At 68.2% G+C, this 16,292-nt stretch carries 12 protein-coding genes and 2 pseudogenes; 10 read left to right on the plus strand and 4 right to left on the minus strand.

All coding sequences use genetic code 11. The features are described 5' to 3' along the window. Positions 1-337 precede the first annotated feature (337 nt). The 3 genes from xsc to AC3WLF_RS29250 all read left to right on the plus strand — a co-directional run bounded on the left by xsc (position 338) and on the right by AC3WLF_RS29250 (position 4,127). The gene (gene xsc, locus AC3WLF_RS29240; protein ID WP_492317442.1) at positions 338-2,104 is read left to right on the plus strand and encodes a sulfoacetaldehyde acetyltransferase; all 1,767 of its coding nucleotides are present in this window, start codon (positions 338-340) and stop codon (positions 2,102-2,104) included. 221 nt (positions 2,105-2,325) lie between these two features. Then, complete coding sequence (gene pta, locus AC3WLF_RS29245) at positions 2,326-3,360, plus strand: phosphate acetyltransferase (protein ID WP_492317416.1); 1,035 nt, start codon at positions 2,326-2,328, stop codon at positions 3,358-3,360. Then, positions 3,357-4,127, plus strand: a complete 771-nt coding sequence (locus AC3WLF_RS29250) for a TSUP family transporter (RefSeq protein WP_492317415.1) — start codon at positions 3,357-3,359, stop codon at positions 4,125-4,127. The genes pta and AC3WLF_RS29250 overlap by 4 nt, the downstream gene beginning before the upstream one ends. Positions 4,128-4,230: 103 nt before the next feature. On the opposite strand, the gene AC3WLF_RS29255 is transcribed toward AC3WLF_RS29250, so the two are convergent. The 3 genes from AC3WLF_RS29255 to AC3WLF_RS29265 are packed head-to-tail and all read right to left on the minus strand — an operon-like array spanning position 4,231 to position 7,844. Beyond that, complete coding sequence (locus AC3WLF_RS29255; RefSeq protein ID WP_492359199.1) at positions 4,231-5,952, minus strand: cobaltochelatase CobT-related protein; 1,722 nt, start codon at positions 5,950-5,952, stop codon at positions 4,231-4,233. Continuing rightward, positions 5,949-6,965: an AAA family ATPase gene (locus AC3WLF_RS29260; protein WP_492317413.1), complete on the minus strand. Its 1,017-nt coding sequence runs from the start codon at positions 6,963-6,965 to the stop codon at positions 5,949-5,951. The genes AC3WLF_RS29255 and AC3WLF_RS29260 overlap by 4 nt, the downstream gene beginning before the upstream one ends. A gap of 48 nt (positions 6,966-7,013) precedes the next feature. Further along, positions 7,014-7,844, minus strand: coding sequence for an IclR family transcriptional regulator (locus AC3WLF_RS29265; protein ID WP_492317412.1), 831 nt, complete (start codon positions 7,842-7,844; stop codon positions 7,014-7,016). 335 nt (positions 7,845-8,179) lie between these two features. Between AC3WLF_RS29265 and AC3WLF_RS29270 the strand changes: the two genes are divergently transcribed. The 7 genes and pseudogenes from AC3WLF_RS29270 to pdeM all read left to right on the plus strand — a co-directional run bounded on the left by AC3WLF_RS29270 (position 8,180) and on the right by pdeM (position 15,285). Next, positions 8,180-9,616 (plus strand): amino acid permease, encoded by a 1,437-nt coding sequence (locus AC3WLF_RS29270; protein ID WP_492317411.1) that lies wholly within the window; start codon positions 8,180-8,182, stop codon positions 9,614-9,616. A gap of 76 nt (positions 9,617-9,692) precedes the next feature. Next, complete coding sequence (gene pdxR, locus AC3WLF_RS29275; RefSeq protein WP_011617530.1) at positions 9,693-11,255, plus strand: MocR-like pyridoxine biosynthesis transcription factor PdxR; 1,563 nt, start codon at positions 9,693-9,695, stop codon at positions 11,253-11,255. Between the two features lie 140 nt (positions 11,256-11,395). Next, a complete protein-coding gene (locus tag AC3WLF_RS29280) occupies positions 11,396-11,800 on the plus strand; it encodes a nuclear transport factor 2 family protein (protein WP_492359200.1) in 405 nt (134 codons plus the stop codon). A 15-nt stretch (positions 11,801-11,815) separates the two neighbouring features. Next, positions 11,816-13,258, plus strand: a complete 1,443-nt coding sequence (locus tag AC3WLF_RS29285; RefSeq protein WP_492317409.1) for an NAD(P)/FAD-dependent oxidoreductase — start codon at positions 11,816-11,818, stop codon at positions 13,256-13,258. A 202-nt stretch (positions 13,259-13,460) separates the two neighbouring features. Beyond that, positions 13,461-14,063: pseudogene (locus AC3WLF_RS29290) on the plus strand (DNA ligase-associated DEXH box helicase); the annotation flags it as partial. Further along, positions 14,054-14,572, plus strand: a pseudogene (locus tag AC3WLF_RS29295) (DNA ligase-associated DEXH box helicase); the annotation flags it as partial. The pseudogenes AC3WLF_RS29290 and AC3WLF_RS29295, both read left to right, overlap by 10 nt. Beyond that, positions 14,569-15,285: a ligase-associated DNA damage response endonuclease PdeM gene (gene pdeM / locus AC3WLF_RS29300; protein WP_492352874.1), complete on the plus strand. Its 717-nt coding sequence runs from the start codon at positions 14,569-14,571 to the stop codon at positions 15,283-15,285. The pseudogene AC3WLF_RS29295 and the gene pdeM, both read left to right, overlap by 4 nt. Here pdeM and AC3WLF_RS29305 read toward each other — a convergent pair. After that, on the minus strand, positions 15,270-16,043 hold the full coding sequence (locus tag AC3WLF_RS29305; protein ID WP_492359201.1) for an SDR family NAD(P)-dependent oxidoreductase: 774 nt from the start codon (positions 16,041-16,043) through the stop codon (positions 15,270-15,272). The two genes, pdeM and AC3WLF_RS29305, sit on opposite strands and share 16 nt — an antisense overlap. Positions 16,044-16,292 lie beyond the last annotated feature (249 nt).

Genomic DNA, 16,292 nt, shown 5'->3' on the forward strand with positions numbered 1-16,292 from the left:
CTCCACCGCAGGTGAGCCCTCGCCCGCGGCGCACCTTCCGTCGCCGCTCTGGAACGGCCAACCGACCCCTATAAATGCCGTACAAGGCACTCAAAACCGCATCTTGTCTCAATTTTTCATCAATTTCATTCCGTAAACCAAAACTTCCTATTGACCAGCCGAAGTCTTCCGCCTACATTTCCCCCAACAAGCAATTTTCCGGAACGTCCTGTTCCACTTTATAAGACCCTCATCAGGAGACAACGCCATGCGCGACCTCGATACCACCTCGAATCCCGCCGTTTCCGGTGGCTCGGCCGCCGCGAAGGAGAGCCAGGTCCCGGCCGGCCCGCAGACCATGACCCCGTCGGAAGCCTTCGTTGAAACGCTGGCCGCCAACGGCGTGACCGACATGTTCGGCATCATGGGCTCGGCCTTCATGGATGCGATGGACATCTTCGCGCCGGCGGGCATCCGCCTGATCCCGGTGGTGCACGAACAAGGCGCCGGCCACATGGCCGACGGCTACGCCCGCGTGTCGGGCCGCCACGGTGTGGTGATCGGCCAGAACGGCCCCGGCATCTCCAACTGCGTGACCTCGATCGCCGCTGCCTACTGGGCCCACAGCCCGGTGGTGATCGTCACGCCCGAGGCCGGCACCATGGGCATCGGCCTGGGCGGCTTCCAGGAAGCCAACCAGTTGCCGATGTTCCAGGAGTTCACCAAGTACCAGGGCCACGTCACCAACCCGGCCCGCATGGCCGAGTTCACCGCCCGCTGCTTCGACCGCGCCACCGCGGAAATGGGCCCGACCCAGCTGAACATCCCGCGTGACCACTTCTACGGCAAGGTCAACGTCGAGATCCCGCAGCCGCGCCGCCTCGACCGCGGCCCCGGCGGCGAGCAGAGCCTGAACGATGCGGCCGAGCTGCTGGCCAACGCCAAGTTCCCGGTGATCATCTCGGGCGGCGGCGTGGTGATGGCCGATGCGATCGAAGAGTGCAAGGCCCTGGCCGAGCGCCTGGGCGCGCCGGTGGTCAACAGCTACCTGCACAACGACTCGTTCCCGGCCAGCCACCCGCTGTGGTGCGGCCCGCTGGGCTACCAGGGTTCGAAGGCGGCGATGAAGCTGATCTCGCGCGCCGACGTGGTGATCGCGCTGGGCTCGCGCCTGGGGCCGTTCGGCACGCTGCCGCAGCACGGCATGGACTACTGGCCCAAGAACGCCAAGATCATCCAGATCGACGCCGACCACAAGATGCTGGGCCTGGTGAAGAAGATCTCGGTCGGCATCTGCGGCGACGCCAAGGCCGCCGCGGTCGCGCTGAGCCAGCGCCTGGCCGGCCGCACGCTGGCCTGCGATGCCAGCCGCGAGGCCCGCGCCACCGAAATCGCCAACGAAAAGGCCGCGTGGGAGAAGGAGCTGGACGACTGGACCCATGAGCGCGACCCGTACAGCCTGGACATGATCGAAGAGCAGAAGCAGGAGCGCACGCCCACCGGCGGCCACTACCTGCATCCGCGCCAGGTGCTGCGCGAGCTGGAAAAGGCCATGCCGGAAGACGTGATGGTGTCCACCGACATCGGCAACATCAACTCGGTGGCCAACAGCTACCTGCGCTTCGAGAAGCCGCGCAGCTTCTTCGCGGCGATGAGCTGGGGCAACTGCGGCTACGCCTTCCCGACCATCATCGGCGCCAAGGTCGCGGCACCGCACCGCCCGGCCGTGTCGTACGCCGGTGACGGCGCCTGGGGCATGAGCCTGATGGAAACCATGACCTGCGTGCGCCACAACATCCCGGTGACCGCGGTGGTGTTCCACAACCGCCAGTGGGGCGCGGAGAAGAAGAACCAGGTGGACTTCTACAACCGCCGCTTTGTCGCAGGCGAGCTGGACAACCAGAGCTTTGCCGAAATCGCCAAGGCGATGGGTGCGGAAGGCATCGTGGTGGATCGGCTGGAAGATGTCGGCCCGGCCCTGAAGCGCGCCATCGACCTGCAGATGAATCATGGCAAGACCACGATCATCGAGATCATGTGCACGCGTGAACTGGGCGACCCGTTCCGCCGCGATGCGCTGGCCAAGCCGGTGCGTTACCTGGACAAGTACAAGGACTACGTCTGAGTCTGAGCCTGTACAGGCGCCCCGCTTGCAATCGGTTTGCTCCCTCTCCCGCTTGCGGGAGAGGGTTGGGGTGAGGGCGGGGATCTCCACGAAGTTCCGCCTGGTGGCATGCCACCGCCTGCCCTCACCCCCTGCCCCTCTCCCGCAAGCGGGAGAGGGGAGCAAACCGCAAGCATGACAAGGGCTCCGGCCCTTTTTTCCGTTTCTGAAACCATCCGACCATGAAAGCCATCCTCCGCATCATCGACCGCGCCCGCGCCGCGCCTCGCCGCATCGTGCTGTGCGAGGCCGAAGACCCGCGCATCCTGCAGGCCGCGCAGCGCGCGACGCAGGAAGGCATCGCGCGCATCGTGCTGGTCGGCAACACGCGCCAGATCAACGCCGCCGCGGCCATCCACGGCATCGGGCTGGACGGCATGACGCTGGTCGATCCATCGACCTCGGCGCTCACGCCCTCGTTCGCGCAGCAACTCTTTGCGCTGCGCCAGAAGAAGGGCATGACGCTCGATGAAGCCAAGCGCGCGGTGCTCGATCCGCTGTGCTTCGCCAACCTGATGGTGCGGCTCGGACACGCCGACGGTTCGGTGGCGGGCGCCGACCACACCACCGCCGACGTGGTGCGCAACGCGATCCAGCTGATCGGGCTGGCACCCGGCTTCCGGCTGGTGTCGAGCTTCTTCCTGATGATGCTGTGCGAGCCTTTCCACACGCTCAAGGGCGGGCTGATCTTCTCCGACTGCGGGCTGGTGGTGGATCCGGATGCCGATGCGCTTGCCGATATCGCCATGGCCGCGGCCGACAGCGCACGCACCTTGCTGATGGAAGAGCCGCGCGTGGCCATGCTGTCGTTCTCGACCAGCGGCAGCGCCAGCCATGCGGCGGTGGACAAGGTGGTGGCAGCCACCGAGCGCGTGCGCGCGCAACGCCCGGGCCTGGCCATCGATGGCGACGTGCAGCTCGACGCCGCCATCGTCGCCGAGATCGCCGCGCGCAAGGTCGCGCATTCGCAGGTGAACGGCCACGCCAACGTGCTGGTGTTCCCCAGCCTGGAAGCCGGCAATATCGGCTACAAGCTGGCCGAGCGGGTCGGTGGCGCCAAGGCCATCGGGCCGATGCTGCAGGGGCTGAACAAGCCCGCCAACGACCTCTCGCGCGGCTGCAGCGCGGACGATGTGTTCCACGTCATCGCCGTCACCGTGGTCCAGGCGCAAGCCACCGCGGAACAGGCCGGCAAGGGCGAGCAGGCGGCGGCATGAAAGCAGAACTGTTGTTGCCGCTGCTGGGCCTGCAGGCCCTGCTCGGTGCCGGCACCTATTTCCAGACGGTGACCGGCTTTGGCCTTGGCATGATCGTGATGGGCGTCACCAGCGGACTGGGGCTGGCGCCCGTGGCCACCGTGGCCGCGGTGGTGAGCCTGGTCACGCTGGCCAACAGCGCCTGCGCGCTGCCAGGCAAGCTGCAGCATATCGACTGGCGCGCCGTCGCCGCGGCAGCCATCGGCATCCTGCCGTCGGTAGTGGTCGGCGTGCTGGTGCTGGAGTACCTGAGTTCCAGCGCAGCCACCCTGCTGCAACTGCTGCTGGGCGCCGTGATCCTGTATGGCGGCCTCAGCGCCGCACTCAAGCCCGCGCCGCTGGCGCAACGCTCCGGTGATGGCACCTTCTTCATGAGCGGGGTCTTCGGCGGACTGCTGAGCGGCATGTTCGGTGTCTCTGGCCCGCCACTGATTTTCCAGTTCTACCGGCAGCCGATGAAGCCGGTTGAAATCCGTTGCGCGCTGATCCTGGTCTTTACCGTGACCTCAACCGTGCGCACGCTGTTCTCGGCCTGGCAGGGGCAGCTCGATGCCGCCGTGTGCATGCAGGCCGCCATCGCCGTGCCGGTGGTGGTGATCGCCACGCTGCTGGGGCGGCGTTTCCCGCCGCCGTTCTCGCCGATGACGACGCGACGCCTTGCGTTTGGCGTGCTGATCGGGATCGGGGTCAGCCTGATGCTGCCGGCGGTGGTGGGGTGGGTGATGTAACGGCGGCTGCCGCTGTACGTGTTCCGTGCGATGTACACGTTACGCGTACATCGCGAAATATCGGACAGCGCACACTGATGCGTGTCCGCGCCCTCACCGCCCCTCAGCGTCTTCTCGCCCCCACCAGCCCCGCCACCTCATCCAGCATCGCCATATCCACCGGCTGCGACAGGTCCAGCGCCAGCGTGTGCCGGTAGTAGGGGCTCAAATCCAGCCCCACCCCCAGCCCCAGCACTTCCACATCCCGCAGCGCCTCGTGCCGCGCCACCACGGCCTTCAGGTGGTTGTCCAGGTAGCAAGCGTCGTTGGCCTGCCCGGTCGCGGTATCCATGGGGCTGCCGTCGGACACCACCACCAGGATGCGGCGCACCTTGCCGGTGGCGTGCAGCCGCGCGCATGCCCACTCCACCGCCTCGCCGTCCACGCCTTCGCGGAACAGGTCGGCCTTGAGCAGCGCGGCGATGTCGGTGCGCGCGCGCCGCCAGCTGCGCTGCGCGTCCTTGAACACCATATGGCAGGTCTCGTTGAGCCGGCCAGGGTGCTGCGGGCGGCCGCGCGCGAGCCAGTCGGCGCGGGCGCGGCCGCCGTTCCAGGCGTTGGTGGTGAAGCCGAGCACCTCGGTGGCCACGCCGGCCTGGTCGAGCGCGCGGGTGAGCATGTCGATCAGCAGCGTAAGCGGCTCGGCCTGCGCCTTCATGGAGCCCGAACAATCGATCAGGAAGGCGACCACGCAGTCGGCATGGGCCTTGTGCGCTTCCAGGCGGAAGAGCCGGCGCTCGGCGGGGGAGCTGACCAGTTGCGCCAGGCGGCGGCCGTCGATGCGGCCGCTTTCCTCGCCGAAGGACCAGCCGTCCACGCGCGGCTGCGACAGCGCGGCGCGCAGCCGGCGCGCCAGCCGGGCGACGTTCACGCCCGCGCGCGCGATGCGTGCGTCGAGCCGCGTGCGGTACTCGTCCAGCAAGGCGCGGCGCACCAGCGTGGCGGCGCGCACTTCGCGGTCGTAGCGGGCGGTGAAGACGCGGTAACCGTCGGTGGCGTCAGCCAGCACGCGGCTGTGGCCGCTGTCGGCCAGTGCAAAGTCTTCCGCAGGCGGTTCGTCGAAATCCAGCCACAGCGCAAACCCGGCGCGCGCGGCCGAGGCTGAGTTGTCGTCGTCTTCGCCGGCAAGCGGGGCTTCGGTACGGATCATCTGCGCCACCGCGCGCGCCAGCGCCAGTGCGTGCGCGGCGTAGGCGGCCTGGTCGTGGCGTTGCGCGCGCAGGCCGGCCAGCGAGGTGCCGAGCACCGGCACGATGGCGGCGCGCGTGGCCTCGATCAGGTCTTCGGTCTCTTCCAGCACCGGCTCCCCCGTCAGGCGCGACCACGACACCTGCGCCACGGTATAGAGCAGGATGCCGAGATGCCCCTCGGTCAGCCCGGAGCGATGGAAGGCCCGCGACCACGCCATGAAGCGGTGGCGCAGGTTAGCCGCCACGCCGGCCATGCCGCGCGGCAGGCGGGTCTCGCAACGCAGCTGCTCCAGCAGTTCGAAGACCAGGCGCTCGACCGGATCGGCCGGGCACAGTTGCCGATGCAGCGCGGCGTCGGAATGCGCCTGGCGCAGCGCGGCACCATCGGCCGCGCCGCGCAGGCAGGTGGCGGTGTCGGTTTCCAGGTCCGTGCGCAAGTGCGGCGCATGCTGCGGCACCGGGCGCATCGCGCGCCAGAGCTGGCCGTCGCGGAAATGCAGCGCCGCATCGCCGGTGATCGCGCGCACCGCGGCACCGGACAGCGCATCCTGCCACTGGCGCCGGCGCAACTGCTGCGCGACCGTGGCCGCACTCATCGCGCGGGCTCCGACTCGGCGCTCACGCCGGCGGCCTCACCCGGCAGGTGGCCGAAGCAACGCTGGTAGTACTCGGCCACCACCGGCCGCTCGGCCTCGTCGCACTTGTTCAGGAAGGTCAGGCGGAAGGCGAGCGCGGGGTCGCGGAAGATCTGGCAGTTCTCGGCCCAGCTGATCACCGTACGCGGCGACATCAGCGCCGACACATCGCCGGCGGCAAACCCGCGGCGCGTGAGGCCGGCCAGCGCCACCATCGCATCGACCAGCGCGCGCCCGGCGTCGTGGTCCAGCTCCGGCACGCGCGCCAGCACGATGCCGGCCTCCTCTTCATGCGGCAGGTAGTCCAGCGTGGCGACCACGTTCCAGCGGTCGATCTGCGCGTGGTTGAGCAGCTGGGTGCCGTGGTAGAGGCCGTTGACGTTGCCCAGGCCGACGGTATTGGAGGTCGCAAACAAGCGGAAAGACGGATGCGGGCGGATCACGCGGTTCTGGTCCAGCAGCGTGAACTTGCCGTCGCGCTCCAGGATGCGCTGGATCACGAACATCACATCGGGCCGGCCTGCGTCGTATTCATCGAAGATCAGCGCCACCGGGCGCTGTAGCGCCCACGGCACGATGCCTTCCTGGAATTCGGTGACCTGGCGCCCGTCGCGGATAACGATGGCGTCCTTGCCGACCAGGTCCAGCCGGCTGATATGCCCGTCCAGGTTGACGCGCACGCAAGGCCAGTTCAGCCGCGCGGCGACTTGCTCGATATGGGTCGACTTGCCGCTGCCGTGCAGGCCCTGCACCATCACTCGCCGGTCGCGCATGAAGCCGGACAGGATTGCCAGCGTCACCTCGGGCTGGAAGCGGTAGGCCGGATCGATCTCCGGCACGTGGTCGTCGCGCTGGCTGAAGGCCGGCACCATCAGGCCGGAATCGATGCCGAACGCGCTGCGCACCGGAATCATCCGGTCCGGCTTGCCAAACTGGTCTTGCGTCACCTCATGCTCCTTGTTGCTTGCTGCCATGCCATCGGCACTGCGGCAAGCGGAGCAATCCGCGTGACGCCGTGCGCGCTATTCGTCCTCTTCCGCGCCGCCCTGCCAGTTGCCGGCGCTGTCGGCCTCGATCGCCGCCAGCGCGCCCGCCGCACGCTGCAGCGCGGGCAGCAACTGCAGCACCTTGTCGCGCGTCACGCGCATCACCGGGGCCTGCAGCGCCAGCCCCAGGTTGGACTTGCCGCCGTCCACGGCCGGCACCAGCACGCCGATGCAGACCAGCCCCGGCAGGAACTCTTCATCGTCCATCGCGTAGCCGTCGCGCTTCACGCGCTCCAGTTCGGCTTCCAGCTGCGCGTGGTCGGTCAGCGTGTTCTGCGTGTAGCGTTCCAGCTCCACGTTGGCCAGCAGCCGCTGGCGCTGCGCCGGCGCCAGCTGCGCCAGGAACAGCTTGCCCGTGGCCGAGCAGTGCGCCGGCACGCGCGAGCCCGGATGCAGGTAGAAGCGCAGCGGCGCCGCCGTTTCCACGCGGTCCAGGTACAGCACCTCGCCGCCGGAGAACGCGGTCAGGTTGCAGCTCTCGCCCACCTCTTCCACCAGCCGGCGCAACACCATGTGGCGCGCGCCGTGCGAGGTGCTGTTGAGCAACAGGTTCTCCGCCAGCCGGCGCAGCCGCAGGCCGGTGCCGTATTGCCGCCCGTCGCCGTTGCGCTGGATCAGGCCCGCGGCCTCGAGCTGCTGCAGCATGCGGTGCAGCGTGGGCTTGGGCAGTCCGGTTTCTTCCACCAGCGCCTGCAGGTTGAAGGACTGGTCCTTCTCCGCGATGACTTCGAGCAGGCCGAACAAACGCAGTGCCGGCGTGTCTCCATCCGGCTTGGCGTCACTTTTGGCGAGGCGCATATCGTTCATGCCTGGCTCCATCATAGGTAAGTTTCATTTTCAGAGTCAAATCATATCAATTATCGAAACTTCTGGTTGACCTTCCCCCGCGAACGGCCTACATTCCAGTGAAAGAACAATTTTTCGGAACTTATGGTTCCAATTTTTTAAGCGATCACCGGAGACAAGTCGACATGTACGGATAGGCCTTCCCTCCCCGGGATTGCAAATACTGACCGACCACGGCCCCAGGCTGGCAATTACTGCCCTGCCGCCTATACCGAAGAGAAGCCGTGGCGCCTGCCTTAAACGCTGTACTGGCTGCGACGCAGTACCGACAGCAAGCGCAGCACAGGAGACACAACATGATCCAACAACCAGAGTCCGGCAACGGGCTATCCCACGGCCTGAAGCAACGCCACATGACCATGATCGCGCTGGGTGGCGTGATCGGCGCGGGCCTCTTTGTCGGCAGCGGCGTCGTCATCAAGTCCGCCGGCCCCGCCGCGGTCCTTTCCTTCCTGATCACCGGCCTGCTGGTGGTGCTGGTGATGCGCATGCTGGGCGAGATGGCCTGCGCCATGCCTGGCAGCGGCGGTTTCTATGAGTATGCACGCGAAGCCTGGCGCGACCGCCCGGCGGTGGGCAACCTGGCCGGCTTCCTGACCGGCTGGATGTACTGGTATTTCTGGGTCATCGTGGTGGCGCTGGAAGCCGTGGCCGGTGCCGACCTGGTGCGCTACTGGCTGCCCGACGTGCCCAACTGGATCATCAGCCTGGTGCTGCTGGTGATGCTGACGCTGACCAACCTGGTGTCGGTCAAGTCCTTCGGCGAGTTCGAGTTCTGGTTCGCATCGATCAAGGTCGCCGCGATCATGGTGTTCCTGTTCGTCGCCGGCGTCTATGTGCTGGGCCTGGCCCCGGGCTCCCATGGCATGCAGGTGGCCAACCTGACCGCCAACGGCGGCTTCATGCCGCACGGCATTGTCCCGGTGCTGACCGGCGCGGTAGCCGCCACCGGCTTCTACTTTGGCGCCGAGATCGTCACCATCGCCGCTGCCGAGACCGCCGAGCCGCAGAAGGCCGTGGCCAAGGCCACCAGCTCGGTGATCACGCGCGTGCTGGTGTTCTATGTGGGCTCGATCCTGCTGGTGGTCTGCCTGGTGCCGTGGGACTCCTCCAGCATCGCCACGCCGTACGTCAGCGCGCTGAACGTGATGGGCGTGCCGGCGGCCGCGCAGATCATGAACGCGATCGTGCTGACCGCGGTGCTGTCGGCGCTCAACTCGGGCCTCTATGCCTCGTCGCGCATGCTGTTCGCGCTGACCCGCCGTGGCGACGCCCCCAAGTCGCTGGCCCGCGTGAGCCGCAACGGCGTGCCGGTGCGCGCCATCCTGGTGGCGACCCTGTTCGGCTACGGTGCGGTGGTGATGTCCTATGTCTCGCCTGATACGGTGTTTGCCTTCCTGGTGAACTCGTACGGCACGGTGGCGATCTTCGTCTACATCCTGATCGCGATCTCGCAGCTGCGCCTGCGTTCCCGCCTGGAGCGCGAAGCGCCGGGCCAGCTGCGCGTGCGCATGTGGTGCTACCCGTACCTCACCTACCTGGCGATCGTCGGCATGATCGGTATCGTGGTGGCGATGGCCTTCATCCCCGACCAGCGCACGCCGCTTGCGCTGGGTGTGGTGAGCCTGGGCATCCTGCTGGTGGCCTACGCCGCGCGGCAACTGTTTCGCGGTAGCGTGGATCCGGTAGTGCCGCTGGCGGAGATGCCGCGCCCGGACCTGCATGAGTATTGATGACTGACCATGACTGACGTGGCGCGCCGGGGCGGTATGCTGGCGCGCTTCGCCGTCTAGGCAACGCCCCCGCCCCATGAGCCTGAAGTCTCCCACCACCCTCTGGTCCCAGCTGTTCCAGCAGCATGCCCACTCGGGCCTGAGCCTGCAGGGCAAGATCCGCCAGATGCTGGTCTCGGCCATCCTTGACGAGCAGCTGCCGCAGGGCGAGCCGCTGCCCAGCAGCCGCGAGCTGTCGGCGCAGCTGCGCGTGGCGCGCAACACGGTGGTGCTGGCCTACCAGCAGCTGGTCGATGAAGGCTACCTGGTGGCGCGCGAGCGCAGCGGCTACTTCGTCAACCCGGAGATCCTGGGCACGCGCGTGAGCGGCGTGGCCTCGCTGCGCGGCGAGGCGGTGCCCGCCCGCTCGGGCGAGCCCGACTGGGAGCGGCGCTTTGTGTTCCGCCCCACGCAGCAGCGCAATATCGTCAAGCGCGCCAACTGGCGCGACTACCCCTACCCCTTCATCTACGGCCAGTACGACCCGGTGCTGTTCCCCACCGCGGACTGGCGCGAATGCTGCCTGAAGGCGCTCAGCGTGCTCGACATCCACGACTGGGCCCAGGACATGATCCTGCGCGACGACGAATCGCTGGTGCAGCAGATCCGCACCCGCGTGCTGCCGCGCCGCGGCGTGTGGGCCGGCGCCGACGAGATCGTGGTGACCGTGGGCGCGCAGCAGGCGCTGTACCTGCTGGCCGACCTGCTGGTCAGCCCCGACACGCCGGTGGGCATCGAGGACCCCGGCTATCCGGACGCACGCAATATCTTTGGCTCGCACACCTCCCACCTGGTGCCGCTGCCGGTCGACGGCGACGGCCTGACCCTGTCTGACGCGCAACGCGCCTGCGACTACGTCTACGTGACCCCGGGCCACCAGTGCCCGACCACCGTGACCATGCCGCTGGCGCGCCGCCAGGCCCTGCTGCGCCAGGCCGAGGAAGCTGACTTCGTGCTGATCGAGGACGACTACGAAAGCGAAAGCCGCTTCGAAGGCGACCCCACCCCCACGCTCAAGAGCCTGGACCGCAGCAACCGCGTGATCTATGTCGGCAGCCTGTCCAAGAGCCTGGCGCCGGGGCTGCGCATCGGCTATATCGTCGGGCCGGCGGCGCTGATCGCCGAACTGCGCGGCGCGCGGCGGCTGATGCTGCGGCATCCGTCGGCGTATATCCAGCGCGCGTTCTCGCTGTTCCTGTCGCTGGGCCACTATGACGCGCACCTGCGCCGGCTGGCGGCCGCGCACCGCGAGCGCGCCGAAGCCGTGCTGGCGGCGCTGGCCACGCATATGCCTGACTTCCGCGCGGTGCCGATCGCCGGCGGCGCCTCATGCTGGATCGAGGGGCCGTCCTGGCTCGATGCCGATGCGCTGGCGCGGCTGGCCGAGCTGCAGGGTGTGCTGATCGAGCCCGGCAGCGTCTTCTTCATGGCCGAGCCCGCGCCGCGCAACGGCTTCAGGCTGGGCTACTCGTCGATCTCGCTGGACCGCATCGAGCCCGGCATCCGCGTGCTGGCGGGCGTGGCGCGTGAACTGCAGGCCACCGCCAGCGGCGCCACAACCATCGCCGCCGTCACTTCCCGGGTCCGTCCCGCGGCCTGAGCCTGCCCGCGGCGGTGTCTGCCGCCGCTGGCCCAAGCGATTGTCCCGAACTGGCGCTACAGCGCCGCGCACGGCTTCCCTATCCTCGAGTCATGGCCGGTTCCCCACGGACCGGCAGACAACACTCAGGAGACCAACCCATGTCCAAGGACAACACCGCCGCCGGCATCGAACTGCTGCAGGCCTTCAACGACGCCTGGAACCGCCACGACATCGAGGCCCTGATGAGCTTCATGGCCGATGACTGCGCCTTCCACGGCGTGGCCGGGCCCGATCTGCTGGGCCGCAGCTATATCGGCCGCGACGCGGTGCGCGAAGGCTTCCAGCTGGCCTGGCAGACCTTCCCCGACGCACAGTGGGTCGATGGCGAGCACTTCGTCGTGGGCGACCGCGGCGTGAGCGAATCCACCTTCCGCGGCACCCGTGCCGACGGCGCCCGCATCGAGGCGCGCATGGTGGACGTCTTCACCTTCCGCGACGGCAAGATCGCGGTCAAGAACGCGTACCGCAAGGATCGCCCGCCCGTCGTAGCGCCCGCAGCCTGACCGAGGAGACGCGCCATGCAAGCCGTAGCCCCCCGCAGCCTCCTTGCCGGCGAGCAGTCCACCGCTCCCGCCCGCCCGTACGACCCCGCCTACGACCCGCTGCACACCCCCAACCCCGGCCACGGCCGCGAGTACGCGCCCACCTACTGGATCGGCACCGCGGGCGAGCCGCCCGCCGACGACGGCCCGATCACGCACGACATCGACGTGGATGTGGCGATCATCGGCTCGGGCTTCACTGGCCTGACCTGCGCCATCTTCCTGGCACAGGAATACGGCATCAAGGCCACCGTGCTCGAAGCCAACCGCGTCAGCTGGGGCTGCAGCACGCGCAACGGCGGCCAGGCGCAATGCGCGTCCGGGCGGCTCAAGCGCTCGCAGTGGATCCAGCGCTACGGCCTGGATACCGCGCTGCGCCTGCATGAGGAAGTCTGCGACGGCATGGAGACCTTCAAGGGCCTGATCAAGGACATCAACTGTGACCCGCAGCCGGGCGGCCACCTGTATATCGCGCACCGCGCCAAGGTGATGCCGGCGCTGGAGAAGGAGGCCAAGCTCCTGCGCGAAGTCTTCAAGTACGACGCACGGATCATGGACGCCGACACCGTGCGGCGCGAGTATGTCGACGACAAGGAAGCCGCCGGCGCCATGCATGAGCCCGAAGGCATCGGCATCCACGCCGGCAAGCTCGCCTTCGGCTACCTGCGCCGCGCGCGCGAGCTGGGCGCCAAGGTGCATCCGTCCAGCCCGGTGACCGGCTGGGAAACGCGCAACGGCGTGCACTACCTGCGCACCCCCGGCGGCATCGTGCGCGCCCGCGCGGTGGGTGTGGCCACCGGCGGCTATACCTCGCAGACGCTGCACCGCGAGCTCAAGAACCGGCTGTTTCCGATCCTGTCGAACTCCATCGTCACGCGCCCGCTCACGGCCAGCGAACTGGCCGCGTGCAACTTCCGCACCACGCAGGTCATCACCGACACCCGCATCCTGCGCCACTACTACCGCCTGATGCCAGACGGCCGCCTGCAGATCGGCAGCCGCAGCGCCATCACCGGCAACGACGCGCCGCAGGAGCAGTACAAGCACAAGCTGATCGGCGACATGTACCGCAAATTCCCAGCGCTGCAGGGGATCCAGGTCGATTACTCATGGTGGGGCTGGGTCGATGTCAGCCACGACATGATGCCGCGCATCACCCAGCCGGATCCGGCCCAGTCGATCTACTACGCCATGGGCTATGGCGGCAATGGCGTGATGTACTCCGCGCAGGCCGGCAAGCGGCTGGCGGCGTTGATTGCCGGCAAAGCTGCCGCGCTGCCGGAACTGCCGATCTTCCGCTCGCCGCTGCCGTTCCCGAACGTGCGCGAGATGGTGGAATCGCAGATGTTCGCGCCGTTCCGGAGGATGGGGCAGCGCGTGCTGTACCACTGGTATCACTTGAAGGATGACGTGCTTTGAGGAATGTGGTCGGGCGGCTGCATCGAGGACGCCGGCAACGCGATAGCAGGCCTTCGCCTCCCATCCTTGTCGGCCCCCCACCGACACCCAAACCGGACCCCACCGCCTCCCCAGCCAGCGCAACGCAGCAGTATGATTCCCAGGTCTCCCGCCCCGGGAGCATCGCGGCCGCGCACCGGCCGCAGTGCATCAGGAGGCACGCTTGGCCCTACCCCGGCCGCTATCGCCCAAGCCTTCCCATGCCGGCGACCTGATCGTCGCCCGCCCGGAGGGCCTGTATTGCCCGCCGGGCGACTTCCATATCGATCCCTGGCGCCCGGTCGAGCGCGCCGTCATTACCCATGCCCACTCTGACCACGCCCGTTTCGGCCACGCCCATTACCTGTGCGCGGAACCGGGCCGCGGCGTGCTGCTGGCGCGCCTGCCCGGCATCGACCTCAATACCCAGCCCTACGGCAAGCGCATCCGCCACCACGGCGTCACGCTGAGCTTGCATCCCGCAGGACATGTGCTCGGCTCGGCCAAGGTGCGCATCGAGTACGGCGGGCAGGTCTGGGTCGCCTCCGGCGACTACAAGCTCGAAGCCGACGGCACCTGCGACCCGTTCGAGCCGGTGCCGTGCGGTACCTTCATCACCGAAAGCACCTTTGGCCTGCCGATCTACCGCTGGCCACCGCAGGCCGCATTGATGGCGGAGATCTTCCACTGGTGGCAAACCAACGCGCAGGCCGGCCGCGCCAGCATCGTCCACGCCTACACCTTCGGCAAGGCCCAGCGCATCCTGCACGGCCTGCTGCGCGGCGCTTCCGCGAGATCGCGCGCATTGCCGGGCTGATCTTCCAGGGCTATCCCGGCGCACCCAAGAGCGCGCGCCAGTTGCAGGCGTCGTCGAGCCTGTTCTACGAGGTGTTCCGCAAGCACGCCCCCCGCAACCTGCTGCTGGGCCAGGCCGAGCGCGAGGTGCTGACGCAGGAGCTGGATGCGCACCGGCTCGCCGATACGCTGGAGCGCCTGTCGGCGCTGAAGCTCGACCTGCATGACCTGAAGCGGCCCACGCCGCTGTCGTTCCCGCTGGTGGTGGAGTTCCTGCGCGAGAAGCTGAGCACCGAGAAGCTGGCCGACCGCATCGCCCGCATGCTGGCCGACCTGGAACTGGCGGCAGGTCCGGAGCCAGGCGAAGCGGAAAGCATGCCGGCCGAGGCGCTGGCCGAAGCCGCCCGATTTGGCATGGCCGACCACGCCGGCCCGTCCGGGCGCACGCCGCGCAAGCCGCGCCGCGTGCGCAAACCTTCAAAGCCCTTACCGCTCCTATGAACCCGGATGCCCGCACATTGGAAGCGAACGGCGCTTTCGCCGTGACGGCCGCCGGCGAGACGCTGTGGCTGCTGCCCGAGCATGCGATCTGGTGGCCCGCGGCAGGCATGCTGATGGTGGCGGATGTCCGCTTCGGCAAGGCCGCGGCGTTCCGCGCACTGGGGCAGCCGGTGCCGCACGGCACCACCGGCGACAACCTGGCGCTGTTGACACGGCTGACCCGGCAGCTGTCAGTGGATGAGCTGGTCTTCCTCGGCGACTTCCTGCATGCGCGTGCCGCCCGTGCGCAGGCAGTGCTACGGGCGCTGGACGACTGGCGTCACCGCCTGCCGCCGCAGGTCTGCTGCACGCTGGTGCGCGGCAACCATGACGCGCGCGCCGGCGACCCGCCTGAGTCCCTCGACATCTCCGTGGTGACCGAGCCCGCCGTGGCGGGCCCCTTCGCGCTATGCCATATGCCCGGTGCTTCTGCACAGGGCTATGTACTGGCAGGCCACCTGCATCCGGCCTGCCGCCTGCGCGGCGCAGGCGCAGACAGCCTGCGCCTGCCCTGTTTCCTGTTCGGCCCGCATGGCGCCATCCTGCCGGCTTTTGGCGCCTTCACCGGCCACGCCACCGTTCGGCCGCAACCGGACGAGCGCGCCTATGGGGTCGGCGGCGGCCGGGTCTGGCCAGTTAGGCCTGCCGGACGTCCGGCTCAGAACAGCGTATAGCCACCGTCGATCACGAAGGTGTCCCCCGTGTGGTATGCGGAAGCCGGGCTCATCAGGTACACCGCAATCCCGGCGAAGTCGCTGCCCTCGCCCCAGCGGCGCATCGGCACGCGCTTGTGCACCATTTCCTGGAAGGCATCGTTGCCCTGGGCCACGCTGGTCATCTCGGTCTTGATCCAGCCCGGCAGGATCGAGTGCGCGCGGATGCCCTTGCGCGCGTACTCCACCGCCAGCCCCCGCATCATCGAAATCACGCCGCCCTTGGTGGCGGCATAGTGCTCGGAGCGCGGCGCGCCTTCAATCGCTGCAACCGAGGCCGTACTGCACAGTACCCCGCCCTCGCCCTGCACCAGCATCTGCCGCACCGCGGCGCGCAGCGTGAAGAAGGCACCGTCCAGGTTGACGCGCATGGTCCTGCGCCAGGCCTCGGTCGGCATCTGGTCGAACGGCCCCTTGTTGCCGCTGCCCACCCCGGCATTGGCAAAGCAGCCGTTAATGCGCCCCAGCGCCGCCACCGTGCGCTGCATTGCAGCATCGACCGCCTGCTCGTCGCCAACGTCGCAAAGCTCGGTATGCACCTTGCGCCCATGCTGGGCCAGGCGGTCGGCGGCGGCAGCGTTCTTGGCGGCATTCGTGCCCCAGATCGCGATATCGGCGCCGGCCGCGGCCAGCCCTTCGGCAATGCCCAGGCCGATGCCGCCGTTGCCACCGGTCACCAGTGCCACTTTGCCGCTCAGGTCGAATGGATGCTTTGTCATGTGATTGTCTCCTTGGGTGGTGGGACATTGTTCACATGGCAAAGGGTTCAAGGCGTCGTCGGAATGGATGAAATCGCCGAGGCAGCTGACGGGCGCCGGACAGGCCATGAACGGCCAGCCGGTGAATGCGCATACGAACGAACTGGGCGTCAAGGGATTAGCCGAAATCGCGTTGGTGGGCGTGGCGCCGGCCGTGACCAACGCCGTGTTCCACGCAACCGGAAAGCGCGTGCGGGAGCTTCCGATCCG

It is taken from the genome of Cupriavidus sp. FW306-01-F10A (assembly GCF_058782785.1).